Here is a 25,339-nt window from a genome sequence, read left to right on the forward strand (position 1 = left end):
TGTGATGCCCGGGAAAGCTCGGCGTAGGTGCCGGCGCGAATGGTCCGGCACCCGTGTCGTCTATTCCGCCGCTTGCTTGAATCTCTGTGCGTAGCGCAGCAACGCATCGTCGTCCGTCGGGATGATCGGTGAGAAGTCCGTGTGCGCGATCCATTCCGGACGGGTCGGCTTGCGGATGTAATTGGAAACGGCGTTCAATGTCAGATAGACGATCTTCCGTGGATATGGCGTGATGTTGCCCGCAGACCCGTGCACCAGATTGCCGTGGAACATGAGCAGACCACCTGCCTTACCGGTCGGTGCCACGATGCCGCCTTGGTCGACCAGTTTGGTCACGGTGTCCTCATCCAGGGTCCATAACGGATAGGAAGTCGTGCTGATATCGTGTCCGGCTTCCAGAACGCCGTGGGTATGGCTGCGCGGTACTAGCATCAGCGGACCGTTGATCGGCATCACCTCGTCCAGGAATACCGCGATATTCATTGCCCGCGGCTCCGGCATGCCGTCATCGCGTGCCCAGGTGCCGTAATCCTGGTGCCATTGCCACACGTCGCCGGTGAAGCTGGCCTTCGCGTTGATCTTGTATTGGTGCATGTAAAGCTGTTCACCGAAGATCTGCTCGATCGGGCGGATCATGCGGGGATGGCGGGCCAGCAGGCCGTGCGCCTCATTGTACAGATGGGCAGCAAATGCAGTGCGTGGCGCACCGGATTTCTCCCGCCATACCTCCGGGCGCTGCTGGCGATAGATCGCTTCTGCTTCGGATTTCAGGACAGCGATTTCTTCCGGCCAGAAGGTCTCCGGAAGGAACAGATAGCCCTCCTCGCGAAATTGGGTGAGCTGGGTGTCCGTCAACATCGTTCGTTCCTCCTGTTATCGCGTGATCGTCAGGATCAGGCTGCCTGGGTCAATTGGGCCGCGGTGCGCTGTCCAGCGGCCTCGGCATGGGCGTGGGCGGCTGCCTGGGCGGCCCCGGCATCACCAGCGCGAATGGCGCGCAGGATGGCCGGATGCTCTTCCTGCCAGATGCGCGCTGCGTAGCCAGGTGCATGGAGCAGCGTCGCCATCGACCGCATCATGTGCGGCCATAGCGGTTCCATCATCTCCGAGATCACCGGATTGCCGGACAGTTCATACAGGCTCCGATGGAAGTCGGCGTCCGCCCGGACCCGCACTGCGATCGGCGTGCCAGGACTGAAGGCCGCGGCATCGGCGATCTGAGCCGCCAGGCGATCCAGGATTGACGCTGGCGCGGCATGGGCGGCGACCTGCCGCGCGGCCAATTCTGCCGCCAGCATATCGATCGCGGCCCGCACCTGATAGAGCTGCAGGACCCGCCCCGCATCGATGGGAACCACGCGCAGTCCGCGGCGGCCGGCATCCTCCACCAGTCCCTGTCGTTTCAGCAGATGCAGAGCATGGCTAATGGGTTGGCGAGAGACCCCCAGTGTCTCGGCGAGCTCCGCCTGCCGAATTCGTTGGCCAGGTGCCAAGGTGCCATCCGTGATTGACTCGAGCACCCGCAGATAGGCCTGGTCGATGAGGCTTGGCGTCGCGGCAAGGGCTTCCAGCATGGAATTCAGAATTCCGTATTCCTGACTGCAGCCGTATTAAGGACAGCTATTGCGGGTGTCAACATTCTGAAGTGCCCGCAACCGGCATTGTCAGGGGCTTGCCGCGACATGGGGTTCGGGCACGGTCGCAGATGCGGTTTCCGCGTTTCGGGTGACGAGGATCTATGTGCCGACTCTGCCGATGCAAGTCGGCAGGGGCGTGCGTCCACCCATTGAGAGATTGCGTAAAAGCGCCGCCAATCAGCAAACACCGATCACGACCGTAAGCCGCAGCCCCGCGCAATGCGCACGGTCTCGACCGTTAGCTGCCGCAGGACTGCCGGAACCTCGCCTATGGGAAGAAACGCGGTGGAAGAAATGCGGTCAGGCGTCCATCTTCAAGGCCGCCAGGAAGGCGGATTGCGGGATTTCCACCTTGCCGAACTGCCGCATCCGCTTCTTTCCCTCTTTCTGCTTCTCCAGCAGCTTCCGCTTACGCGTGATGTCGCCGCCGTAGCATTTTGCGGTCACATCCTTGGATAGCGCGCTGATCGTCTCCCGCGCCACCACGCGTCCCCCGATCGCAGCCTGGATGGCAATCTTGAACAACTGCTTGGGGATCAGATCCTTCAGCCGAGCACAGATTGCCCGGCCGCGGGTTTCGGCCGCGGCGCGGTGGGCGATGAAGGACAATGCATCGACAGCATCGCCATTCACGAGGATCGAGATGCGGACGAGATCGCTTTCAGCATAGCCGTCCATCTGATAGTCGAAGCTGGCATAGCCGCGAGAGATCGACTTCAGGCGGTCATAGAAATCGAACACCACTTCATTCAATGGGATCCGGTAGACCGCCATGGCTCGATTGCCGACATAGGTCAGGTCCACCTGCTGACCGCGCCGTTCAGAACATAGCTGGAGCACATTCCCCAGATAATCGTCGGGAACCATGATGGTCGCCTTGATCCATGGCTCCTCGATATGGTCGATCACCGATCCGTCGGGCATATCGACCGGGTTGTGCAACTCCTGCATGTCCCCATTGGTCTTGTAGATATGGTACACGACCGACGGCGCCGTGGCGATCAGGTCCAGATCGAACTCACGTGTCAGGCGTTCCTGGATGATTTCCAGATGCAGCAGGCCGAGGAAGCCGCAGCGAAAGCCAAATCCCAGCGCTGCCGAGGTTTCCGGCTCATAATGAAACGAGGCATCGTTCAGTCGCAGCTTCGCAAGGCTGTCGCGCAGCTTCTCGAAATCGTCCGCATCGATAGGGTATAGGCCGCACCACACCACCGGGATGGAGGGTTTGAAGCCGGGCAGCGGTTCGGTGGCTGGAGCGCGGTCATCGGTAATCGTGTCGCCAACGTTGCAGTCTGCCACCGTCTTGATGGCGGCTGTGATGTAGCCCATCTCGCCCGGCGCCAAGTCGTCCACCGGGACCATCTTCGGCGTGAACACGCCGACCTGCTCCACCGTATGGACCGCGCCGGAGGACATCATGCGGATGCGCTGTCCTTTTTTCAGGCGTCCGTCCTTGATGCGTACGAGGATTACGACGCCCAGATACTGGTCATACCAGCTATCAACCAGCAGCGCTTTCAGCGGCGCGTTGGCATCGCCGCTGGGTGCCGGCAGGCGCGTCACCAGCGCCTCCAGCACGCCTTCGATGTTCAGCCCGGTCTTGGCGCTGATCTCGACCGCATCCGATGCATCCAACCCGATCACGTCCTCGATCTGCTGCTTCACACGCTCCGGTTCGGCGGCCGGCAGATCGATCTTGTTGAGGATCGGGACGATCTCGTGATTCGCCTCGATCGCCTGATAGACATTTGCCAGGGTCTGCGCTTCGACCCCTTGAGACGCGTCCACCACGAGCAGGCTGCCCTCACATGCCGCCAGACTGCGGCTGACCTCATAGGCAAAGTCGACATGACCGGGCGTGTCCATCAGGTTCAGTTCGTACGTCAGGCCGTCCTTCGCCTTGTAGGTGAGGCGGACGGTCTGCGCCTTGATGGTAATCCCCCGCTCCTTCTCCAACTCCATGTTGTCCAGCACCTGGGACGTCATCTCACGCGCGCTCAACGCTCCCGTGTGCTGGATCAGCCGGTCGGCGAGCGTCGATTTCCCATGATCGATATGAGCGATGATCGAGAAGTTGCGGATGCGGTCGATAGGGGTGTCGGTCATGAGCCTGCGCTGTCAGACGGTCGCCGGAACGGCGCTGCGGAAGCGGGAGAGATAGTGTGTCCTCCCGGTGCTGTCACCTGATTCACGACGCGTTCGGCTTGGGCACGGACTTGGAGGCCGGCAAATAGAGCAACCTGCCGGCCACGCTTTCCGCGCGTTGACGCAGGCGATGAACCTGAGCGGATGCAGCCAGTCGGCGGTCGAGGAAAGCGAGCGTGTCCGTGTCGTCCTCGGAGGGATCGCGGAGCCAAAACAGTATCGTGGCCGTGTAGATGACTGTGAGATGTGCACGTTTTGTATACCACGCGAAATCGGCGGAACGATCGCCGGCGGCATGCCAGATCGCGTCCACGGTACGCGCCGTGCACGCCGCCGCTGCCCGAGCGTTGCGCGGCATCGCCAGAAGGGTGACCGCGCGCCTGATCGCCGCCTTGAATGGCCGGTTTTGCTCCAGGCGCAGTGCGATGACCGCGCGTACCCGTTGGGATAGCCGCATCGGTGGCAATGCGCCGGCTGCATCCTCCATTCTACGGTCGGCCAGGTCGCAGAACGTCTCGATCATGTCCACGGGCCCTCCCGGGAATAGAAGATCCGCCTCATCGGCGGGCATGCCGGCATCCGCCAGACCAGCCCGCAGCGCCCTGGTGGTCCAGCCGTCAAAGGTTACATGGGGCAACATGGCCATGATGGCCTGGTCGCGCTCCGGCATGCGTTCCGGTGGGCGGATCATTCCTACGCTCCTGTCTGCGCCTGCGTGGCGGCGGCGCGGTTGAGTTCTTCGTTGAACCCGAAGTAGCGGAAGTCGGTCATCCGCATCGGGTAGAGAATGCCATCCAGATGATCGTATTCATGCTGCACCACGCGGGCGTGAAAGCCGAAGGCTTCTCTTTCGATGACATTCCCGTCGCAGTCGACGCCGCGATACCGGATATGTCTGGCTCGTGGCACGGCGGCACGCAGGTCGGGGATCGACAGGCAGCCCTCCCAGCCGATTTCGCGCTCATCGCCGACCAGTTCCAGGGTTGGGTTGATCAGCACCGTGTTGGGTTGTGGCGCATCCTGCGGGTCGGAGGAGACGCGGCCGCCAGGAACGCGGAACACGAACAGCCGCAGCGGCTGATAGACCTGCGGCGCGGCCAGCCCGACGCCGGGCGCATCCTCCATCGTCTCCATCATGTCCGCTACCAGCCGGCGGATCTCCGGGGCTCCGGGCTCCGCTACCGGCTCGCACTGCCGCAACAGCACCGGGTGGCCCATGCGGGCTATTTTCAGGATGGCCATGTCCGCTCCTGCTTGTTCAATTAAAAGAAATCTGCTTGCGGCGCCGGACCGTCGTGGTAAAGACGGCGCTCCCCGCGTCGGCTATCCGACAGCGGGCGTTTGGTGCAACCGGTGGGCGGCGGCACATCTGGAAAGGAGCAGGCGGCCAAGTGCAAGTCCTCGTGCGTGACAACAACGTTGATCAGGCGCTGAAAGCGCTCAAGAAAAAGATGCAGCGGGAGGGTATTTTCCGCGAGATGAAGCTGCGGCGGCATTATGAAAAGCCGTCAGAGCGCCGGGCTCGCGAAGCCGCGGAAGCCGTACGCCGGGCTCGGAAGCTGGAGCGTAAGCGGCTGGAGCGGGAAGGCTTCTGACAGAACTATTGAATTCGTTCCAGAAGTCCGTGCCGCTGATTTCATCATGATGAAGCGGGTGTTGCCGGAGCGAATTTCCGACACCCGCTGATCAGGGACGGGCGACGTTTGCAACGCGTCGCCCCTCAGGCAAGGCGCATGTCGGTGAAGCGCGGCGCCATGCGACCCGCCCGGCAATGACCGGCTAATGCGCCTCCGCCCAGCTGGGCCCGATACCCGTCTCGACCACCAATGGCACCGCCAGGGTCGCGGCGCGTTCCATGACGTCACGCGCCAGGCCGGCCAGACGCTCCGCCTCATCTTCTGGCGCCTCGAACAGCAATTCGTCGTGGACCTGCAGCAGCAGCCGTGATCGCAGGCCGGCCAGGCGCATTGCTTCGGGCAGCCGGACCATGGCGCGCTTGATGATGTCCGCCGCTCCACCCTGCAACGGTGCATTGATCGCCTGCCGCTCCGCATAGCCTCGCCGTGCGGGGTTTTTGTCAGCGATTCCGGGTACCCAGCAGCGGCGGCCGAACGGTGATACGACATAGCCGCGGATTCGCGCGTCTTCCTTTGTACGTTCCATATACAACCGGATACCCGGATACCGCTCGAAATAGCGGTCGATATAACCGCGTGCCTCACCGGGCGTGATACCGAGTTGCCTGGCAAGCCCGAAACCCGAGATCCCATAGATGATGCCGAAGTTGATGGCCTTGGCGCGCCGGCGGGTCATCGGATCCATGCCTTCCATCGGCACGCCGAATACCTCGGACGCTGTGCGGGCATGGATGTCCTCACCCTTGGCAAAGCTCTCACGCAGCTGCGGGATGTCTGCGACATGGGCCAGCAGCCGCAGCTCGATCTGCGAATAATCGGCACTGACCAGGACATGCCCCGGCTCCGCGATGAAGGCGTGGCGGATGCGGCTGCCCTCTTCGGTTCGGATCGGAATATTCTGCAAGTTGGGATCAGTCGATGACAGCCGCCCGGTCGACGCGATTGCCATGGCAAAGGAAGTGTGAACCCGACCCGACTCCGGGTTGATCTGGTCTACAAGCGCGTCGGCATAGGTGCTTTTGAGTTTCTGCAGCTGCCGCCAGTCCAGCACCCGTTGTGGCAATTCGTGTCCCTGATCGGCCAGCGCCTGTAATATCGACGAATCCGTTCCCCAGGCACCCGTCTTCATTCGCTTGCCGCCCGGTAGTTTCTGCTCGTCGAACAGTACTTCACCAAGCTGCTTGGGGCTGCCGACATTGAATGGATGTCCAGCCAGACGGTGGCAGTCCTGCTCCATTACCGCCATGCGCGCCTCAAAATCCACCGACATTCGTTTCAGGTCGTTGGCATCGACCTTCACGCCGGCGCGTTCCATCTCAAGCAGGACGGGCAGCAGACGGCGTTCCACCTGCTCATACAGTGCAAGACCGCCATTCAGCCGCAGGCGTGGGCGCAGCGCATGCCACAGGCGCAGCGCGATATCGGCATCTTCGGCGGCATAGGCCGTAGCGCGGTCGACCTGAACCTGAGCGAAGCTGATCCGATTGCGGCCGGTACCCGTCACCTCATCGTAGCTGATCGGCGTGTGCCCCAGATGCAGACGGGAGAGCTCGTCCAGCCCATGACCGTGCAGCCCTGCGTCCTGCGCGTAAGAGATCAGCATGCTGTCATCCACCGGCGTCGGCATGGGAAAGCCCGCCCGGTTCATCACCAGCATGTCAAACTTCGCGTTTTGGAAAACTTTCAGAATGGACGCGTCGGTCAGCATCGGTCCGAGGATGGCGATGGCGTCATCCAGCTTGATCTGATCACCGAGTACCTCGTGCGCCAGCGGGACATAGCAGGCGCAGCCGGGTGCGGTTGCGAGGGAGATCCCCACCAGCCGCGCCCGCATCGCGTCGAGACCATCGGTCTCGGTATCCATGCCAACGACGCCGGCGATGCTCGCCTTGGCGACCCAGTCTCGCAGGACATCGGCTGAGGTGACGCTCTCATACGGTCCAAAATCGGAACTGATCGGCGGCGGTGCCAGACCCAGATCCGGCTGCAACACGGGTTTGGGCGGTGCATCCGCCGGGCGCGTCTCTTCGGCCGGCTTTGCGGTCGCCGCGGCGTCCAGGCCCAGCCGCGCAATGATGCTGCGAAATCCCTGGAATTGCAGCCATGCCTTCAGCTTGTCGGGCTCCATGTCCCGCTGCGCCAGCGCCGCCACCGGCAGCGGAAGCGGCGTGTCTTCACGCAGTTTCACGAGCTCGCGGGACATGCGGGCCTTCTCGGCATGCTCGATCAGCATGTCGCGCCGCTTCGATGCCTTCATCGTGGGAGCGGCAGCCAATACGCCTTCCACATCGCCATATTCGTTGATCAACTGTGCCGCGCCTTTCGGACCGATTCCCGGCACGCCCGGCACGTTGTCGACGGAATCCCCGATCAGCGCCTGCACCTCGATCATCTTGTTGGGTGTGACGCCGAACTTCTCCATCACCTCGTCCGGGCCGATCGGCTTCTGCTTGATCGGGTCCAGCATGCCGACGCCCGGCCGGATCAGCTGCATCAGGTCCTTGTCGGAGGAGACGATGGTGACTTGTCCGCCATCCGCCGTGGCGGCGTGGGCGTAGGCGGCGATCAGATCATCTGCCTCCCAATCCGCCAGCTCGATCGCCGGGACATTGAAGGCTTCGGTCGCCTCTCGTACCAGGGCGAACTGCGGGATCAGCTCATCCGGTGGTGGTGGCCTGTTGGCCTTGTAGGCCTCGTACAGACGGTTGCGGAATGTCGTGCGACCTGCGTCGAAGATGACGGCAATGTGGGTACCGACATGCTCCTTCAACAGCTTGGCCAGCATGTTGGTGAAACCGAATACGGCGTTCACCGGCGTCCCGTCCGGCCGCGTCATGGGTGGCAGGGCATGGAAGGCACGGAAGATGAAGCCGGACCCGTCGATCAGGACCAGACGAAGCGCCTTGGTCTCCGACGGGGTTTCAATGTCCGCTGGCGTGGCCGGCTCCCGGGTTCAGGACGTACAGGCGCGAGCAATAGGGGCACATGACCTTCTCACCTGCGATCCGCAGGAAGACGCGCGGATGGCCGAGCGGCCCGTCCCCTCCGTCACAGGCGACCGTACGCTCGTTGACGCGAATGATCTCGGTCGGTGTCATCGCGGGTGCGCCGGCTGGCGCGGGACTGTCATGGAGGGCGCCGTCCGGCATCGTGATCCTCTGTCTGGTCGGAAAAGTGTCGGGATGATAGCGATGCGGAGGATGCTTTCAACCATGATCCCGTGATCCGACGCCTGGGCTGTTTGTTGCTGGCTGTGTTCCTGCTCGCCGCATGTTCGGTCCAACTGGCGCCGCCGGGCCCCGCGATCAGGCTGCCAGCCGAAACTGCCGACGCTTTCATGATGCCGGACGGCGCCATACTGCCGTACCGTGCCTGGCTGCCTGACGGGAGGGTGCGGGCTGTCGTACTGGCATTGCACGGCATGAACGACAGCCGCGACGCATGGGAGTATCCGGCTCCCGATTTCGCTGCCCAGGGGATCGCGGTGTTCTCGCCCGATCAGCGCGGATTCGGCGCCACGTCCAGTCGTGGACTTTGGCCGGGAACCGCCGGCCTGGTCGCAGACGCCCGCGTGATGATCCGCCTGCTGCGTGCTCGGTACCCGGGTATTCCGCTCTTCGCGATGGGCGAAAGCATGGGGGCGGCTGTCCTGATGGTGCTGGATACCCAAGCGGATGCCCCGCCGGTCGACGGTACTATTCTGGTAGCGCCGGCGGTCTGGAGCCGCTCGAAGATGAACTGGTTTCTGCGCGGCTCTCTGTGGCTTGCTTATCGGACTGTGCCTGGCCTGACCTTGACCGGGCGGGGGATCGTGCGGGTGACCGCCAGCGACAACCGCGACGCCTTGAGGCGCCTGTCAGCCAATCCGCTGACCATTCATGGTACTCGCGTCGACGCGATCGACGGCCTGGTGGATCTGATGGACCAGGCCGCGGCTGCGGCGCCCCGGCTGCACGGCCGGATGCTGTTTCTGTATGGTGGCAAGGATGAGCTGGTCCCGCCTCGCGCCACGGTCGCCGTCTGGCGGACGCTGCCACTCGGGAATGTGACCCTGGCCTATTATCCGGCTGGTTACCATCTGCTGCTAAGGGACAAGGAGCGTTCGGTGCCGATCAACGATATCCTGGCATGGATGCACGACCCCTCGGCGCCGCTGCCGTCCAGCGCTGATGAGGCTGCGGCCGTCTGGCTCAAGCAGCAGCCGCAGGATTAGGAAAGGAGGCCGATGCCACCGCGTCGTAAACCAAGACCGAAATTGCCGCCGGAGATTCCGGAAACGGCAAAGCCGGATGTGCCGAAGCCGCCGGACTGTGTGGCTGATGACTTGCCGGACGAACTGCGAAAGATGCTGGAGGCGGCGTATACCTGAACCCCTGGGAGGGTCAGGGCATCGCGCCATTCCGGAGCGGGAGCGACGCCGTCCGGTCTTCAATCCCGGGGGATCGTGCTCCAAGCCCTGCGCGCCGCGGCGAAGCGCGTTCCCGGCATCGGTGGTTCTTCCGGCGGACCGGCGAAGCATTGCGCAATCTGCATCCAGGAATGCGCAGCGGCGCCGATGACGCACAATGCCGTATCGGACACGTTCCGGACCTGGGTGACCACCTGGCAGAAATCCAGTGCGTCGCCTTCGATCCGGTCATTCGTGGCAAGCGGATTCCACTCCCATATCCCACCGGAGGGAGCGGTAAGACGGACGTAGGGCGGAGGCCCCGGTTCCTGAAGGCCACGATTGGCGAAGGTCCAGCCATAGGTCCGCACTCCGATCTCGGCGATGTTGCGAAGCCGGTCGGTCGGTCGCCGGGTGCGGCCCAATACGTCGAAGACTTCCTGTCCGTGTGCCCATGTCTCCATCTGGCGCGCCGTGGTGAACATGCGCAGCCCCATGTCCGGGCCTGTCCATTTGAGACGTGTGGACGTCGGCAGGGTAGCCAGTCTCTCACAAAGCGCCAGCACACTCCCATGCCATTGCTGGCGCAGACGCTGTCCCGTCAGATGGCCAAGCCGGTAGCGGGTCTCCTGAAGCCGCGTCATGCCGCCGTCGCGCAGTGCCCGGATCTCGGCGTTGAGACGGTCGAAGGCAATTGGCCCCTCGGCTGACGCGGTGGCCAGCATGTCCCCTGAATGCAGGTGCTGCACGACGTCGTTGATGGTCCAGCCCTTGAACCCAGCCCTTGAACAAGGTGACCTGGTCCCAATCCGCGTCAGGGAGGTCGCGCAGCAGGGCGCCCAACGCGTCGGCCTCGGCCCTGAAGGCGTCGATCTGGGGCAGCACGGCAATCTTCTGTCCGTTGTCAAAAAAATGGGCGATCCACCTGGTATTCCGCATTGCGTGCTTCGCTTGCTTGGACCATCCTGCTGATGTGACCTGAAGCTGCAAGCAGAGGTTCGACCATGACAGGACTTGTCGTCAGCCGACGCACCACTCTCCTGATGACGGCCGCGGTTGCCGCCTTAGGGTCCAGTGCCAGAGGGCCTCTTGCCCGAGCGGCGGACAAGACTGTTTCGGTCGGGGTCAATCTCTCGTTGACAGGTGCCGACGCCGACTCCGCCAAGCGGATGGAGAACGGTGCCATCATGGCGTTTGACGAATTCAACGCGAAAGGCGGTGTCAACGGCTACAAGATTGTGCTGGTCCCCTACGATGACGGCACCGCCACATCGGGTCAGTACGATCCCGCGCAGGCCGCGACCAATGCCCGGAAGATGGTCGCTGACAGAGCCACCGTGGCAGCAATCGGCCCGCAAATGAGCGGTGCGGGAAAGGCCATGGCGCCCATTCTCAGCCAGGGCGGGCTTGCCATCATCACCCCATCCTCGACCAACCCGGACATCACCGATCCGAAATATGCCGCGCAATACAGGCCGGCGGGGAAGCCGATCTATTTCCGCACGGTGGCGACGGATGCCTATCAGGGTCCCTATATGGCGAATTTCTACGCCGATGTGCTGCATGTGAAATCGGTCTACATCCTTGACGACAGCGGTGCCTATGGCGTGGGGCTCGCCGATTCGTTTCAGGCGCAGGCCGAGAAGAAGGGAATCAAGGTGCTGGGCCGTGATCGGCTGGATCCCAAGGCCGCGGATTATACCGCGGTGCTGACAAAGATTAAGTCGCTGAATCCGGACGCATTATATTACGGGGGTGTTCTCCAGGCCGGTGTGAAGCTGGCAAAACAATCATATGACATCATCCCCAAAGTCATTAAAGGCGGCGGAGACGGCGCCTATGGGCCTGAGATGCTGACGGCTGTGGGTGCGCCGGCAAATCAGGGGTGGTATGCCACGATTGCTTCGCCGCACGTCACGGATGACGCCAAGATAGCGGACTGGGACAAGGCTTATACGAAGAAGTTCGGCATCGGCCCGGACGATTATGCGGTCACCACCTATGACGCGGCCCTGGTTATTATCGCAGCCCTGAAACGGATTACTGATGCCGGTAAGGTCCCGACGCGGGAAGCAATGCGCGATGCGATCCAGGGGATCAAGGTCGACACGCTGCAAGGCCCGGTTTCATTCGACGCCAATGGCGATCTGACAGACAAGACGATCAGCATCTTCCAGATCGGGCAGAACAAGGAATTCCCCGACGACGACATGCGTCAATACAAGTATATTGGCGTGGCACCATCTTCATAATCGCCGGCCCATGACCGCCGGCGGGTTGCTGCTGCAGCAGCTGATCAACGGTCTGAGCCTCGGCGCCATGTACGCGCTGCTCGCACTGGGCTTTACCTTGGTCTACGGTATCCTGGAGCTGATCAACTTCGCCCATTTCAACGTCTTCATGGTCGGCAGCTTCGTCGGGATGTGGACCCTACAGGCGATGGGGTTGAAGGGGCAGACGGTCATCCTCACAGGCCTGCCCTTGGCCGGCGCCTTGCTGATGGCATTGATCGTCACGATGGTGGCGTCCGGCGCGCTGGGCGTGGCGATCGAGCGGCTGTCGCTCCGCCCGCTGCGCAATGTCCGCGGGCCGGCGGCGATGATTACCACCATCGGCGTGTCCTATGTGCTGTTCAACGTCGTCCTGCTGGGCGTCGGCGCGGACGCAAAGAATTACCCGAACCCGCTGCCTCCGGTGACCTGGACGCTGGGTGATGCCGTTCTGCGGCTGCGGGAGGCTCTCATCTGGATCGTCGCCCTGCTGCTGATGCTGGCCCTGCAGATGTTCGTACAACGGTCCAGGCTGGGAAAGGCCATGCGGGCTACGGCCCAGGATCCCGAGGCTGCCAGGATGATGGGCGTCGAGGTCGATCGGGTGGTGGTCATCGCCTTCTTCGCCGGTTCCGCGCTGGCCGGCGCTGGTGGATTGATCTTCGGATTGTACTACAACTTTACCAGCTTCATCATCGGGTTCACTGCTGGATTGCGCGCCTTTACCGCCGCCGTGCTGGGAGGCATCGGCAACGTGCCGGGGGCGATGCTGGGCGGTGTGATCATCGGTCTGATCGAAGCGATGGGCAGCCAGTTCATCGCCGCCGCCTGGACCGATGTGATCATCTTCTCGATCCTGGTTCTGGTGCTGGTGTTTCGGCCGGCGGGGTTGCTGGGGCGCGTCGCGCCAAACAAATCCTGATGTCGATCCGCCTGTCAGCGATCACCCGTGGCAAGGTTCTGATCCTGTTGCTGGCGATCGCGGCCGTCGCGTTTCCGCTGATCCATGACAACGATGCCGATATCGATTCGGCTGCCAACGCCGCCGCCTATGCGACACTCGCGCTGGGTCTGAATATCGTGGTCGGCTTTGCAGGGTTGCTGGACCTGGGTTACGCGGCGTTCTTCGCGATCGGCGCCTACGCATATGGCATCCTGACATCGTTTCAGGTGATGCCGCACTGGTCCTCATTCTGGGGGCCGTTTGACTGGCTCGATCTGGTGCAGCGAATGCCACAGCCGGGCGGTGACGTCGTGCACTTCACCGTATCCTTCTGGATCATGCTGCCGGTATCGGCGCTGATCGCTGCCTTCTTTGGCATTTTGTTCGGCGCCCCGACCCTGCGGCTGCGCGGTGATTACCTCGCCATCGTCACTCTGGGGTTTGGTGAGATAGTGCCAATCGTTGTACGCAACACCGATTCGTTGACCAATGGCGCGGCCGGACTGAACGGTATCCAGGCGCCGTCGCTGTTCGGCTTCAACTTCGGTGTTGATGCCCTGCCATACTACTATGTTGCTATCGCAATGGTGGCGTTGCTGATCTTCATCAGCGTACGTCTACGCGATAGCCGCATTGGGCGCGCCTGGATGGCAATCCGCGAAGATGAGACGGCCGCCATGGCGATGGGTGTCGATCGCACGCGCACGAAGCTGCTGGCTTTTGCCATCGGGGCGGCCTTCGCCGGCGCGACCGGCACCTTCTATGTCGCGAAGTTGCAGACGGCGACGCCGGAAATGTTCGGCTTTCCTGTTTCGGTCATGATCCTCGTCATGGTCGTGCTGGGCGGGATGGGCAGCGTCTGGGGCGTCGTGCTGGGCGCAGCCATTCTGCAATTGCTTCAATCCTGGTGGTTACCGGATCTCAGCTCCTGGCTGCATATCCTTGGTAACGGACTGAATATCATCTGGTTGCAGCAAGTTGATCTGACGCACGCGATCGAGCTGATCTTTGGCCTGATCCTGGTGCTGATGATGTTGTATCGGCGGGAGGGCCTGATACCGGCAACCCGCAAAGAACCAGAGCTGGATGTGATGCAGCAGCACGCCCAGGTAGAGCGTGGGACGGCAATCGCCCTGTCCGGCCTGCATCATGACGGGGACGCAACACTGTCGGTCCGGGGCATCACCGTGCGGTTCGGCGGCCTGACGGCGCTGAATGCGGTAGACCTGACCGTTCCGTCGGGTGGTGTCGTGGCGGTGATTGGCCCCAATGGGTCCGGCAAGTCCACCCTGTTCAATACCATCACAGGGCTGACGCCGGCTGACCATGGAACGATCCGGTTCGGCGATGATGACATCACCTGCCTGCCGCCGCACATCATCCTGCGCCGCGGCATCGCCCGCACCTTCCAGAACATTCGTCTGTTCAACACGCTGTCCGTGCTGGACAACGTGCTGATCGGGCAGCATGCGCGCCTCCGCACCGGCCCACTGGGGGCGGTGCTGCGCCTGCCAGCGGCGCGGCATGAGGAGGCGACGGCTCGTGCATGGGCGACCGAGATCGTTTCGATCTTCGGTAACCGCCTGCTGCCGCGCCTGACACAGACGGTCAGTCACCTGTCCTATGCCAATCGGCGTCGCGTGGAGATCAGCCGAGCACTTGCATCGCGGCCGAAGCTGCTGTTGCTGGATGAGCCGACGGCGGGCATGAACCCGGCCGAAACGCTGGAACTTGCGGAGCAGATCAAGGCCTTGCATGCACTGGGCGTGACGATCCTGCTGATAGAGCACAAATTGGACGTCGTGACCCGCCTGGCTGACACGGTGATCGTCCTGGATCACGGTGAGAAGATCGCCGAAGGCCCACCGGATGAGGTACGCCGAAACGAACAAGTGTTACGAGCCTATCTGGGCCGCGGCGCTCTGGCGCGAGCGACTGCCGATGCCTGAAATCGAATTGTTGCAGTTCCGGGGTGTCAATACATTTTACGGCGACCTGCACGTCCTGAAGGACGTTGACTACACCATCATGCGGGGCGAAATCGTTTCGCTCCTTGGTGGTAATGCCTCCGGCAAGTCGACGACGATGAAGACCATCATGGGTGTTGTGCGACCTGCCAATGGCAGCGTCACCTTCGACGGTCAACGGATCGACACTCTCTCCACCGCCGAGCGCGTTCGCCGAGGAATCGCTCCGGTCCTGGAAGCTCGGCGGCTCTTCCCCCGCATGACGGTGTTCGAGAACCTGGAGATGGGCGCCTATACGCGGAAACGCGGCATGGAGTTCGATCAGGATCTCGATCGCGTCTACCAGTTGTTTCCCCGCGTCAAGGAGCGCCGCAACCAGCTTGCCGGCACGCTGTCGGGTGGCGAGCAGCAGATGGTGGCGATCGGACGCGCCCTGATGGCCCGCCCGCGGCTGATCTGCATGGATGAACCATCAATGGGCTTATCGCCGCTTTATGTGGAGCAGGTGTTTGAAATCATCCAGCAGATCAATCGCCAGGGCACCACCATCTTCATGGTGGAACAGAACGCCAACATGGCGCTGGCGATTGCCCATCGGGCCTATGTTCTGCAGACCGGACGTGTCGTGCTGTCCGGCACCGCGAAGGAACTGCGGCGCGATAAGGCGATCCAGGAGGCTTACCTGGGGGAGATGCAGGTCGACTGATGCACTTTCAGGCTCCGACGGCCCCTGTTGACGCGGGACCGTCCCACTCGTCTGATAGGTATCTCCACCATCATGGAATCTGCCGCCCGTGTCCCACGCCGAAATCGTGCTTGTCCACAGTTCCGATCTTCACGTCGATGCCGATCCACACCAGGGACCATACGGGGATGATGGAACAACCGGATTGAGGGTGGTGCTGGACGCCGCAAAGGCCCATCAGGCGCATTACGTCCTGCTCGTCGGTGATGTTTTCGATAACAACCGCCAGCCGCCAGCGATCATCGACCGGTGCGTCAACCTGCTGCTGGATGCGGGCCGGCCGGTCGTCGTGCTGCCGGGCAACCATGACCCCGTGACGTCCGGTTCCGTCTGGATTCGTGGCGGCCTCAACACGCTGCCGAATGTGCACATCATCGGTGTCACGCACGATCTGGCGGTCCATTTTCCGGACCACGACCTGGAGATCTGGGGCCACGCCCATGTCGATTACAGCAATATGGTCCCGCTTCGGGAGCCGCGTCCCCGCTCCGCCCGCTGGCATATTGCCCTCGCGCACGGACATTATGAGGATGACGGCGTAGTGCCGCTGCGTCCGTCATGGCTGATCAGCAATGCCGAGATCGAGGCCACACGCGCCGATTACCTTGCACTGGGGCATTGGAACCGTCCGGCGCAAGTCGGCACCGGGACGAGCGTGCCGGCTTATTATTCCGGATCACCGGACCTCGCCAAGACGGTCAACGTCGTGCGGCTGCGCGGCAACGGCACGGTGGAGGTGACGCGCGAACCGATCTCATGGTGATCTCTCCGGCGGTGGAGCCATAGTCGCATCGGGGTTAGGATGGCGGCATGTCCAGTATTCCCTCCATTGCAGAGAATCTGCGCCGCGTGCGCGACCGTATCGCCAACGCCGCCATCACCGCTGGACGCAAGCCCGAGGATGTGACGCTGGTCGCGGTGTCGAAGACCAAGCCGGCCGAAGCGGTCATCGCCGCGATCAAGGCCGGCCAGACGATCTTCGGTGAGAACCGCGTGCAGGAGGCCGAGACCAAATTCGCGATGGTGCGTGCCGCGCATCCGGCCACCCTGCACATTATCGGCAGCTTGCAGACGAACAAGGCACGCGATGCAGTGCGGATCGCCGACGTGATCGAATCGCTCGATCGGCCAAAACTCGCGGATGCCCTGGCTGCCGCGATGAGGAAGGAGGGACGGACGCCCAAGCTGCTGATCGAGGTCAATGTCGGGAATGAGACCCAAAAGGCTGGTATCAGCCGTGAAGATGCCGATGGTTTCATCGACGATTGCAAAGGCCGTTTCGGATCGGCGCTGATCGGGCTGATGTGCGTCCCGCCGGTCGATCAGGACCCGAGGCCGCATTTCACGTGGCTCGCGGACCGTTCCGCGAAGCACGGGCTGACCACGGTATCGATGGGCATGTCAGCGGATTTTGAAGTGGCGATCGCCTGCGGTGCCACATGGGTGCGGGTCGGTAGTGCCATCTTCGGCCACCGGTAGTGCGGCGAAACGAGCGGCCCGAGGCGACAGTGCCGCCGCGAGCCGCTGCCGATATTACCGCTTGATCGGCGCGAAGGCGGCCGGTGTCATCAGGTTATTCCGCTGGCTGATCAGGTACCCGGCCTCGCCCGTCTTCTGCAGATAGGCCTGCCATTCCGGATCCGCCTGCATCGCGGCCCGCCTTGCGGCGCGGTCTGCAGCATCCTTGTAGACCCAGATATGGACGAACGTATTGATCTCTCCGGATTCGGTGACCAGGTACGCCAGCGGTTCACCCAGATGGCGCTTCTGCGGCTTCATCCCGAACTCCTCGTACAGAGCCAGTTGCTTGGCCATGGTGCCGGGCTTCACGGTGTAGGTACGGTGATCGATCAGCATTGATGTCCTCTCCCCAAACTGGTTTGCCTCAGACCGCGAAATCACCCAGATGGCGGAGCAGTACCGCCACCAGGGCCTCGCAGCCGGCCTCGTCGCGCGCATCGAAGCGCGACGGGATCGGGCTGTCCAGGTCCAGCACGCCCAGCACCGCGCCATCGCGGACCAGCGGTACCACGAGCTCAGAACGTGAGGCCGCGTCGCAGGCTATATGGCCCGGAAAGGCGTGCACGTCGGGTACGAGAACCGAGGCGGCGCGCGCGACCGCGGTGCCGCAGACGCCCTTGCCGATCTCGATCCGTACGCAGGCTGGTTTGCCCTGGAACGGGCCCAACACCAGAACCTCACGACGCATCAGATAGAAGCCAGCCCAATTCAGGTCCGGCAGCCCATGATAGATCAACGCCGCGGTGTTCGCGAGATTGGCGATCGGGTCGGTTTCGCCAGTCAGCAACCCGTCGAGTTGTTCCGCCAACTCCTCGTATGTGGCCGGGCCGAAGGTCATCGTGTCGGTATGCATGGCGCCTACCTGTAGCGGCAGGCGCTGTGCGCCGGCAAGATCACCGCAGTGACCGCCCACGGTTGACCGCCTTGTCGCCGAAGCGGCTGCGCAACGAGTCGATCGCAGCCTGAGCTGCCGCCAGGCGTGGTGTGGCCTGATCGGCAAGATCGCCCTTGTCGGCTTGAGATCGAGGTACCAGGGGTTGCGCACCGATACCGATCAACCGGAACGGAGTGCCGGTCGCTTCGGCGGCCAGCAGGCCGCGCGCCTGTGCGAAAAGCCGGTCCGGCAGCACGGTCGGGTCGGACAGTCGGGCGTTGCGGCTACGCGTGGTGAAGTGGGATGTCTTCAATTTCAAAACCACGCCCGCTGCCGCCAAATCCGCGGCTGTCAACCGCCGCGCCAGCTTTTCACACAGGCGCCACAGGTGCTTTTCCAGATCACCGATGGTGGTCAGGTCCCGGTCGAATGTCGTCTCCGCGCTGATCGACCTGGTTTCGCGGCTTGGGTCCACGCGTCGGTCGTCGGTCCCCCGTGCGCGCCGCACCAGGGCCAGGCCGTCTTCGCCCAGCATACGCATCGCTTCCGCATCGGACAGGGTCTGCAATTGACCCAGGCGGGTGATGCCGAACGCCGCCAATTTGCGTGCGGCTGCCGCGCCTATACCCGGCAGCAGCCGGACCGGTTCGGGAGCCAGCAGCTGTGGTGCCTCTTCGGCATCGATGATGGTGAAGCCGCGCGGCTTGTCGCGGCCGGCCGCGATCTTGGCCATCAGCCGGTTGGCGGCCAGACCGATCGATACCGTGACGCCGACCTGCCGTTCCACATCCAGTGCGAAGCGCGCCAGCACGGCGGCGGCCGGTGCACCATGCAGCGTATCGGTGCCGGCCAGGTCCAACACGGCTTCATCGATGGAGATCGGCTGCACCAGCGGTGTCAGCCTCTGCATCAGACCCCGTATCTGACGCGAGGCAGCGCTATATTTGGAAAAATCGGGCTTGATGATCACCGCGTCCGGGCACGCTTTCAGTGCCTTGAACATGGGCATGGCACTGTGCACGCCATACATGCGCGCAACATAGCAAGCAGCAGTGACGACACCGCGCACGCCGCCACCGACTATGAGCGGCCGAGCCGCGAGTTCGGGCCGGTCCCGCTTCTCGATGCTCGCATAGAATGCGTCACAGTCTATATGCGCGATGGTCAGGCTGGTCAGCGAACGGTGTTGCAGGATTCGATGGCCGCCGCAGCACGTGCAGCGCGGTGGCAAGGTATCCGCCACCAGGCTGCAATCGCGGCAAAGGGCGGGCATCAGTCTGCCTCCGCTGGCCACAGCCAGGCGGCGCCGCGCACCCCGGATGAGTCCCCATGCTTGGCGCGGAGCACGGGCGTGGCGATGACGTCGCTGAAGGCATGGTGCGGGATCAGGCGCGGCAACTCGTGGTACAAATGCGCCATGTTGGACAGGCCGCCGCCCAGCACGATCACGTCGGGGTCGAGGATGTTGATGACCACGGCCAGGCCGCGGGCAACCCGATCGGCGTGCCGAACCAGGGCGGCGGCGGCACGCTGGTCGCCTGCCGCGGCCCTGGCCGGCAGGTCCGACGCGTCCCATGCCCGGGGCCCGTCGCAATCGCGAGCCAGGGCGGGGCCCGCGACATAGGTCTCCAGGCATCCGTGCTTGCCGCACCAGCAAGGATGGCCGGGATATTCGTCCGGCGTCGGCCAGGGCAGCGGCGTATGGCCCCATTCGCCGGCCACACGGTGCGGGCCTTGATGGACCTTTCCGTCGACCACGATGCCGCCACCGCATCCTGTACCCAGGATCACGGCGAACACGCAGCCATAGCCGGCACCCGCCCCGTCACTGGCTTCGCTCAGCGCGAAACAATTGGCGTCGTTTTCAACGCGCACCGGCCGGTGCAGCAGGCCACCGATGTCAGCGTCCAGTCGGTGACCGTTCAGCTCCAGCGAGTTGGCATTTTTCACCAGTCCCGTTGCCGGGCTGATCACGCCAGGAATGCCGACGCCGACGGTGGCTTCAATGCCAAGCCGGGATTCGGCGTCGCGGACCAGGCCGGCAATGGCAGCCACCGTTGGACGGTAGCCGTCCGGTGTCGGGATTCGCTGCCGCAGGACTGCCACACCATCGGCGTCCAGAACGATGATCTCGATCTTGGTGCCGCCGAGGTCGATGCCGATTCGGTGCCGGGTCATGACCGGCACAGGATGCCGATCCTCAAGCACGTTCTCAAGCAGGTCGGGTCAAGACGGAGAACATCTGCCTTGCTGTGCGCGCCGCTTGCCGATGCGGGGCATCAGCCGCATGTTGCAATGCATGAGTGAGACTCTGCTCGATGTGAAGGGGATGAACTGCCCGCTACCGGTCCTGCGCGCCAACCGCGCGCTTCGGGGCATGGCACCTGGCGCACGCCTCCGTGTGCTGGCGACAGACCGGGCGGCGGTGGCGGATTTCCAGGCCTTCTGTCGTGAAACCGGTCATGCGCTGCTGGCGTGGAGTGAGGAGGCTGGCGTATTCAGCTTCGTTATTCGGCGGCGGGCCGATGCGCCACGCGCCAAGGGGGAGGATGGCTGACGTGACCACCGCCTTGATCACACACCCGGCGTGCCTGGAACACGATACCGGTCCCTATCATCCCGAAACGTCGGAGCGGTTGCGTGCTGTCCTGGCTGCGCTGGAGGCGGAGGAGTTCGCCGTTCTGCTGCGCGAGGAGGCGCCTGAAGCCACCATCGAACAGCTCAGTCGCGTCCATCCACGCGATTACGTGGAGGCGATTCTGGCGATCCATCCTGACCTGGGCGAGCCGGTCCAGCTGGATGGCGACACAGTCATGAGCGCCGGCAGCGCCGAAGCCGCGGCGCGTGCCGCCGGCGGGGCTGTCAAGGCCGTCGACGCCGTGATGGAAGGCTGGGCTCGGGCCGCCTTCGCGGCGGTGCGGCCGCCGGGCCACCACGCGGAGCCGGCGCGTGCGATGGGCTTTTGCCTGTTCAATAACGTTGCGGTCGCGGCGGCGCATGCGCGAGCGCAATGGGGTATTGAGCGAGTCGCGGTCGTCGATTTCGATGTGCACCATGGGAACGGCACGCAAGCCATGTTCGCTGCCGATCCGAACCTGTTTTACGCCTCCTCTCACCAAAGCCCGTGCTACCCGGGCACCGGCATGCCGTCGGAGCATGGCGTTGCCGGCAACATCGTGAATGCGACATTGCGGGCCCGCGACGGGAGCCAGGCATTCCGGTCGGCGTGGGCAGAAACGATCCTGCCGACACTGGACGCATTCGCGCCCGGGCTGCTGATCATTTCGGCCGGGTTCGACGCGCATGTAGCCGACCCGCTGGCACAGCTGCGGCTGGAAACCGCCGATTTCGCCTGGATTACCGATCAGCTCGTGAAGATCGCCGACAGGCATTGCGGCGGCCGCGTCGTCTCGGTTCTGGAAGGCGGTTATGACCTGGATGCATTGGCAGCCAGTGTGGCCGTTCATGTACGTGGCCTGATGCGGCTTTGATGGAGACATCGATGGTGGCGGATGCCCTGGCTGAGGATATCAGCACCCTGTCGTTTGAAGATGCCCTTTCGGAATTGGACCAGATCGTGCGTGGCCTGGAAGGCGGCGCGCTGAAACTGGACGTCGCCATTCAGGCGTTCGAGCGTGGCGTGAAGCTGCGACGACACTGCGAGGCCAAGCTCGCGGAGGTAGAGGCGAGGGTCGAGGCCCTGGTGCAGCAACCCGACGGTTCCCAGGTGACCCGGCCGCTTGAGTAAGCAGCGCGCCGACCTGCGACTGGTGGAACTGGGCCTCGTCGAGAGCCGTGCGCGTGCACAGGCCCTGATCCTGGCAGGAAAGGTCTTTAGCCGGGAGCGGCGGATCGCCAAGGCGGGTGATTTGCTGCCCGATGACGCACCACTGGAACTCCGCGGTCAAGACCATCCCTGGGTGTCGCGCGGCGGGCTGAAGCTGGCACATGGGCTGGCTCATTTCGGCTATGATCCGTCCGGGCGCGTTTGCCTGGACATCGGTGCGTCCACGGGCGGCTTTACCGACGTATTGCTGGCGCACGGCGCAGCAAAAGTGCACGCGGTCGATGTCGGTCATGGACAACTGGCGTGGAGGCTGCGCCAGGACCCGCGGGTCGCGGTGCACGAAAAGACCAATGCGCGCTATCTGGACGCGTCAGCGGTCCCGGACCCCATCGATGCGCTGGTTTGCGACGCCAGCTTCATCGGCCTGGCGACGGTTCTACCGGCATCGCTGACCCTGTGCGTGCCCGGCGCCTGGGCGATCGTGCTGATCAAGCCGCAATTCGAAGCACCGGGAGTTGCGGCAAAGGGGAAAGGTGTCATTCGGGACGCGGCAGTCCATCAAGAAATCTGCGCGCGCATCGGCGGCTGGTGGAGAATCCAGGCCGGCTGGACCGTCGATGGCATCATCGAAAGCCCGATTACCGGCCCGGAAGGCAACAAGGAATTTCTACTGGGCGCTCGTTTCGCTCAGAGCTGACAATCGCTGCCGACCGGTGCCAGCTCATGGCGGGAAACCTCGGCCAGCAACGACCAGATGCGGTCCGGCTGCATCGGCAGACTAGGGTCGTTCAGCAGGCGGTCCAGCTCCTCGAGCGTTCGCGTGTACTCGACGTCGGTCATCTATCTCCTCCTGACTGGGCAGGCGCCATCGCAAAGAAGCCGAGGAAATACGGCATCATTGCGGTGCGTCTATGTATAGGCGGAGTATATGCGGCCGCGACGACGAAGCGCTGATCACGCGTGCGTGCCAGCCGACCGGTACGCGTCACATAGACGAGAGCACCGCCGGGGCCAGCGCGACAAGGCCGGCAGCAGGATGATTGGGATTGCGGAACCGGATTTCGCCGTCGGCTGCGGCATCAGGGGCACTCAGGCCGAATAGTTCCAGGCGCGATGCGAAGCTGACCGCGACGACCGGCCGAGCGTCCCGGTGGGTCATGAATTGACGTGCCTCGCCCTCCAGTTCCAGCCGTTCACGCAGCCCGCGCCATTCCGTCTTGTCGGTGTCCTCTACGAAGATTGCGAGGATGCCGGGGTTCTCCCCTGTCAGCCGTTGAGGGGCGATTGCGCCCAGGCGGCGCCGGATGGCAATTGCTACCTCGTTTTCCTGCCCGGCCCGGGCAGCCATGACGAACACGGCGTTGCCGGCGGTGGTCACGGACAGATGCGCCTCCGGACCGAACTCGCGGCGCAGGCGGGAGATCAAGCCATTGTCTTCGGCCTGCGCCCCGGCCAGGAGCAGCGGATCAAGCCGCAGTACGATCGCCTCGTCATGGTCCTGCCGGGTCGCAGAGCGAAGCATCGCGCGGATTCGCTCATGCACCTGGGCCAGCGCGGTCAGATCTGGTTCAGCATCGTGCAGGCCACCGCGCAGTCCCTGTGGCAAGGTCATCTTCAGCAGGTAGCGGCCGGGATGCGCGGCGAGCCAGGTCTGCAGGTCTGGATCGATGCGATCCGCGAGGCGGAACCAGGCGCCGCGGTGGACGCCGCGACCTTCCTCAGCCGTGATCACGTCACAGGCGACTTCGGCCGTGGCACCGTTGCGTTGCAGCAGCAAGTCGTGCGGCGTTCCGTCTTCCAATCCAGAGAAGCGGACAGTGAACCCCCGCGCCTGCTGCATCATGGCCGTACGAATGAGGTGGAAAATCGACACCAGGGTGTTGCGGCCGGTGAGCGCGGTACGCACCTGCTCGACCAGGTTGGCTCGGCCCGCCGCCGACAGGCTCTCGGCAATGGGCTGGATTTCCGATGCGATTCGCTCGACGAGGCGCTCGCCCTGGGTCAACGCCTTGTCCCTGGGGCGCCGCAGCTTGTCGATCGTCAGTTCCAGGCTATGTCGCTGCCGAATCGCCAGGCCGGACCTGGGCCCGGAACTGGCCAGATCCCGAATTTCAGTCATCCGCTGGCGCCAGAAATCCTGGCCAATCAGCCGTATCAGCGGTTCAAGCGCTGATGGGCCGGGGTCAATGGCGTCTGCGGTCATCCGTCGTCCTGTGCAGCTTTGATGCGCTGCATCATTCAGGCGCGTTTATTCCCGACCGTCAAGGTTGGTTATTTTGGTCGATCGCAGGTCAGTCCTGCGCGGTCTCGATTCGCAGCCTCAATTCCGGGGCAGCCGCGCGGCGGATGGCGCATCCGGATTCTGCGCCCTGTGGCGCAGCAGGTGATCAGTCAGAACGCAAGCGAGCATGGCTTCCCCCACCGGCACCGCGCGAATTCCAACGCAAGGATCGTGCCGCCCTTTTGTCATGACCTCGATTTGATGGCCCTGCCGGTCCACGGAGGCGCGTGGTGTCAGGATCGAACTGGTCGGCTTGACCGCGAACCGCGCGATAATGGGTTGGCCGGTGGAAATTCCGCCTAGAATGCCGCCAGCGTGATTGGACTCGAAGACCACCTGCCCTTCCAGCATATGCATTTCATCGGCATTTGCCTCGCCGGCCAAGGCGGCGGCGGCGAAGCCGTCACCGATCTCCACCCCTTTTACGGCATTGATCGACATCAGCGCCGCCGCGATGTCGGCATCCAGCTTGCCGTAGATCGGTGCCCCAAGCCCCGGCGGCACACCTTCGGCAATCACCTCGATCACCGCACCGGCGGACGAGCCCGCCTTGCGGATGCCGTTCAAATACTCTTCCCATACTCCCGCTGTGGCCGGATCCGGGCAGAAGAACGGATTGGCATCGACCGCGCTCCAATCCCAGCGCGTCCGGTCGATCCGGTGTGGGCCGATCTGCACCAGCGCACCACGGATACGGACATTGGCGCCCAGAACCAACCGCGCAACCGCGCCGGCAGCGACTCGCATCGCTGTTTCCCGCGCGGACGATCGGCCGCCGCCACGGTAGTCGCGGACGCCGTATTTCAGCTCATAAGTCAGGTCGGCGTGACCGGGGCGAAATTGCTGCGCGATTGCCGCGTAGTCGCGGGAGCGCTGGTCCTGATTCTCGATGACCAGGCTGATCGGAGTGCCCGTGGTCACGCCCTCGAACACCCCGGACAGGATGCGAACCTGATCCGGTTCCTGTCGTTGGGTGGTGAATTTGGACTGGCCAGGGCGGCGGCGGTCAAGCCAGGGCTGGATATCGCCCTCGCTCAGCACAAGGCGTGGTGGACAGCCGTCGACGATGGCCCCGATCGCGGGGCCGTGGCTTTCACCCCAGGTGGTGACCCGGAACAGGTGGCCGAACGTGTTGTGCGACATTT

At 63.4% G+C, this 25,339-nt stretch carries 28 protein-coding genes; 13 read left to right on the top strand and 15 right to left on the bottom strand.

The features are described from left to right. Nucleotides 1–60: 60 nt before the first annotated feature. The 5 genes from VHC04_RS21235 to def form a co-directional block, all read right to left on the bottom strand. Nucleotides 61–858, bottom strand: a complete 798-nt coding sequence (locus tag VHC04_RS21235; RefSeq protein WP_408903844.1) for a phytanoyl-CoA dioxygenase family protein — start codon at nt 856–858, stop codon at nt 61–63. Between the two features lie 35 nt (nt 859–893). Next, nucleotides 894–1,574 (bottom strand): GntR family transcriptional regulator, encoded by a 681-nt coding sequence (locus tag VHC04_RS21240; protein WP_325684742.1) that lies wholly within the window; start codon nt 1,572–1,574, stop codon nt 894–896. A 363-nt stretch (nt 1,575–1,937) separates the two neighbouring features. Continuing rightward, on the bottom strand, nt 1,938–3,743 hold the full coding sequence (gene lepA / locus VHC04_RS21245) for a translation elongation factor 4 (RefSeq protein ID WP_325684743.1): 1,806 nt from the start codon (nt 3,741–3,743) through the stop codon (nt 1,938–1,940). An 82-nt stretch (nt 3,744–3,825) separates the two neighbouring features. Further along, complete coding sequence (locus VHC04_RS21250) at nt 3,826–4,473, bottom strand: COQ9 family protein (RefSeq protein WP_325684744.1); 648 nt, start codon at nt 4,471–4,473, stop codon at nt 3,826–3,828. A 2-nt stretch (nt 4,474–4,475) separates the two neighbouring features. Beyond that, a complete protein-coding gene (gene def / locus VHC04_RS21255) occupies nt 4,476–5,024 on the bottom strand; it encodes a peptide deformylase (protein WP_325684745.1) in 549 nt (182 codons plus the stop codon). A gap of 149 nt (nt 5,025–5,173) precedes the next feature. On the opposite strand from def, the gene rpsU reads away from it, so the two are divergent. Further along, nucleotides 5,174–5,377 carry a 30S ribosomal protein S21 gene (gene rpsU, locus VHC04_RS21260; RefSeq protein ID WP_048860545.1) on the top strand — a complete coding sequence of 68 codons (204 nt, stop codon included), beginning with the start codon at nt 5,174–5,176 and terminating at the stop codon, nt 5,375–5,377. A gap of 184 nt (nt 5,378–5,561) precedes the next feature. On the opposite strand, the gene polA is transcribed toward rpsU, so the two are convergent. Both polA and VHC04_RS21270 read right to left on the bottom strand, forming a co-directional pair. Further along, nucleotides 5,562–8,345 carry a DNA polymerase I gene (gene polA / locus VHC04_RS21265; RefSeq protein WP_325684875.1) on the bottom strand — a complete coding sequence of 928 codons (2,784 nt, stop codon included), beginning with the start codon at nt 8,343–8,345 and terminating at the stop codon, nt 5,562–5,564. After that, a complete protein-coding gene (locus VHC04_RS21270) occupies nt 8,341–8,568 on the bottom strand; it encodes a zinc-finger domain-containing protein (protein ID WP_408903845.1) in 228 nt (75 codons plus the stop codon). The genes polA and VHC04_RS21270 overlap by 5 nt, the downstream gene beginning before the upstream one ends. 191 nt (nt 8,569–8,759) lie before the next feature. On the opposite strand from VHC04_RS21270, the gene VHC04_RS21275 reads away from it, so the two are divergent. Together VHC04_RS21275 and VHC04_RS21280 are read left to right on the top strand one after the other, a co-directional pair. Further along, nucleotides 8,760–9,632: an alpha/beta hydrolase gene (locus VHC04_RS21275; RefSeq protein ID WP_408903849.1), complete on the top strand. Its 873-nt coding sequence runs from the start codon at nt 8,760–8,762 to the stop codon at nt 9,630–9,632. 12 nt (nt 9,633–9,644) lie between these two features. Beyond that, a complete protein-coding gene (locus tag VHC04_RS21280) occupies nt 9,645–9,788 on the top strand; it encodes a hypothetical protein (protein ID WP_325684747.1) in 144 nt (47 codons plus the stop codon). Between the two features lie 59 nt (nt 9,789–9,847). Here VHC04_RS21280 and VHC04_RS21285 read toward each other — a convergent pair whose 3' ends face one another. Further along, nucleotides 9,848–10,714 carry a TIGR03084 family metal-binding protein gene (locus tag VHC04_RS21285; protein WP_325684748.1) on the bottom strand — a complete coding sequence of 289 codons (867 nt, stop codon included), beginning with the start codon at nt 10,712–10,714 and terminating at the stop codon, nt 9,848–9,850. A 96-nt stretch (nt 10,715–10,810) separates the two neighbouring features. Here VHC04_RS21285 and VHC04_RS21290 point away from each other — a divergent pair, with 96 nt between their 5' ends. From VHC04_RS21290 to VHC04_RS21315, 6 genes are all read left to right on the top strand, one after another. Further along, the gene (locus VHC04_RS21290) at nt 10,811–12,058 is read left to right on the top strand and encodes a branched-chain amino acid ABC transporter substrate-binding protein (RefSeq protein ID WP_325684749.1); all 1,248 of its coding nucleotides are present in this window, start codon (nt 10,811–10,813) and stop codon (nt 12,056–12,058) included. 10 nt (nt 12,059–12,068) lie between these two features. After that, a complete protein-coding gene (locus tag VHC04_RS21295) occupies nt 12,069–12,998 on the top strand; it encodes a branched-chain amino acid ABC transporter permease (protein WP_325684750.1) in 930 nt (309 codons plus the stop codon). After that, on the top strand, nt 12,998–14,968 hold the full coding sequence (locus VHC04_RS21300) for a branched-chain amino acid ABC transporter ATP-binding protein/permease (RefSeq protein WP_325684751.1): 1,971 nt from the start codon (nt 12,998–13,000) through the stop codon (nt 14,966–14,968). The genes VHC04_RS21295 and VHC04_RS21300 overlap by 1 nt, the downstream gene beginning before the upstream one ends. Further along, nucleotides 14,889–15,692 (top strand): ABC transporter ATP-binding protein, encoded by an 804-nt coding sequence (locus VHC04_RS21305; protein ID WP_413789128.1) that lies wholly within the window; start codon nt 14,889–14,891, stop codon nt 15,690–15,692. Before VHC04_RS21300 ends, VHC04_RS21305 begins: the two co-directional genes overlap by 80 nt. Before the next feature lie 106 nt (nt 15,693–15,798). Further along, a complete protein-coding gene (locus VHC04_RS21310) occupies nt 15,799–16,494 on the top strand; it encodes a metallophosphoesterase family protein (RefSeq protein ID WP_325684878.1) in 696 nt (231 codons plus the stop codon). A 47-nt stretch (nt 16,495–16,541) separates the two neighbouring features. Then, the gene (locus VHC04_RS21315) at nt 16,542–17,210 is read left to right on the top strand and encodes a YggS family pyridoxal phosphate-dependent enzyme (RefSeq protein ID WP_325684752.1); all 669 of its coding nucleotides are present in this window, start codon (nt 16,542–16,544) and stop codon (nt 17,208–17,210) included. A gap of 54 nt (nt 17,211–17,264) precedes the next feature. Here the strand turns inward: VHC04_RS21315 and VHC04_RS21320 are convergent, their stop codons facing one another. Genes VHC04_RS21320 through VHC04_RS21335 form a run of 4 tightly spaced genes read right to left on the bottom strand, consistent with a single transcriptional unit; the run spans nt 17,265 to nt 20,304 of the window. Then, nucleotides 17,265–17,588 (bottom strand): NIPSNAP family protein, encoded by a 324-nt coding sequence (locus VHC04_RS21320; RefSeq protein ID WP_325684753.1) that lies wholly within the window; start codon nt 17,586–17,588, stop codon nt 17,265–17,267. A 28-nt stretch (nt 17,589–17,616) separates the two neighbouring features. After that, nucleotides 17,617–18,105 carry a GAF domain-containing protein gene (locus tag VHC04_RS21325; protein ID WP_408903846.1) on the bottom strand — a complete coding sequence of 163 codons (489 nt, stop codon included), beginning with the start codon at nt 18,103–18,105 and terminating at the stop codon, nt 17,617–17,619. A 40-nt stretch (nt 18,106–18,145) separates the two neighbouring features. Further along, on the bottom strand, nt 18,146–19,399 hold the full coding sequence (locus tag VHC04_RS21330) for a DNA polymerase IV (protein ID WP_325684754.1): 1,254 nt from the start codon (nt 19,397–19,399) through the stop codon (nt 18,146–18,148). Further along, the gene (locus VHC04_RS21335; RefSeq protein WP_325684755.1) at nt 19,399–20,304 is read right to left on the bottom strand and encodes an ROK family protein; all 906 of its coding nucleotides are present in this window, start codon (nt 20,302–20,304) and stop codon (nt 19,399–19,401) included. The genes VHC04_RS21330 and VHC04_RS21335 overlap by 1 nt, the downstream gene beginning before the upstream one ends. A gap of 121 nt (nt 20,305–20,425) precedes the next feature. Between VHC04_RS21335 and VHC04_RS21340 the strand changes: the two genes are divergently transcribed. Genes VHC04_RS21340 through VHC04_RS21355 form a run of 4 tightly spaced genes read left to right on the top strand, consistent with a single transcriptional unit; the run spans nt 20,426 to nt 22,610 of the window. Further along, nucleotides 20,426–20,683, top strand: a complete 258-nt coding sequence (locus tag VHC04_RS21340; RefSeq protein WP_325684756.1) for a sulfurtransferase TusA family protein — start codon at nt 20,426–20,428, stop codon at nt 20,681–20,683. Nucleotide 20,684: 1 nt separating this feature from the next. Next, a complete protein-coding gene (locus VHC04_RS21345; protein WP_325684757.1) occupies nt 20,685–21,617 on the top strand; it encodes a histone deacetylase family protein in 933 nt (310 codons plus the stop codon). After that, nucleotides 21,617–21,874: an exodeoxyribonuclease VII small subunit gene (locus VHC04_RS21350; protein WP_408903847.1), complete on the top strand. Its 258-nt coding sequence runs from the start codon at nt 21,617–21,619 to the stop codon at nt 21,872–21,874. The genes VHC04_RS21345 and VHC04_RS21350 overlap by 1 nt, the downstream gene beginning before the upstream one ends. Then, nucleotides 21,867–22,610 (top strand): TlyA family RNA methyltransferase, encoded by a 744-nt coding sequence (locus tag VHC04_RS21355; RefSeq protein ID WP_325684758.1) that lies wholly within the window; start codon nt 21,867–21,869, stop codon nt 22,608–22,610. The genes VHC04_RS21350 and VHC04_RS21355 overlap by 8 nt, the downstream gene beginning before the upstream one ends. Here VHC04_RS21355 and VHC04_RS21360 read toward each other — a convergent pair. The 3 genes from VHC04_RS21360 to aroC all read right to left on the bottom strand — a co-directional run bounded on the left by VHC04_RS21360 (nt 22,601) and on the right by aroC (nt 25,337). Beyond that, nucleotides 22,601–22,753 (bottom strand): peptide chain release factor 1, encoded by a 153-nt coding sequence (locus VHC04_RS21360; protein WP_325684759.1) that lies wholly within the window; start codon nt 22,751–22,753, stop codon nt 22,601–22,603. The two genes, VHC04_RS21355 and VHC04_RS21360, sit on opposite strands and share 10 nt — an antisense overlap. A gap of 145 nt (nt 22,754–22,898) precedes the next feature. Further along, nucleotides 22,899–24,116 (bottom strand): hypothetical protein, encoded by a 1,218-nt coding sequence (locus VHC04_RS21365; RefSeq protein ID WP_325684760.1) that lies wholly within the window; start codon nt 24,114–24,116, stop codon nt 22,899–22,901. Between the two features lie 117 nt (nt 24,117–24,233). Next, nucleotides 24,234–25,337, bottom strand: a complete 1,104-nt coding sequence (aroC, locus tag VHC04_RS21370; protein WP_325684761.1) for a chorismate synthase — start codon at nt 25,335–25,337, stop codon at nt 24,234–24,236. Nucleotides 25,338–25,339 lie beyond the last annotated feature (2 nt).

The organism is Rhodopila sp., from assembly GCF_035548095.1.
GTDB lineage: Bacteria > Pseudomonadota > Alphaproteobacteria > Acetobacterales > Acetobacteraceae > Rhodopila.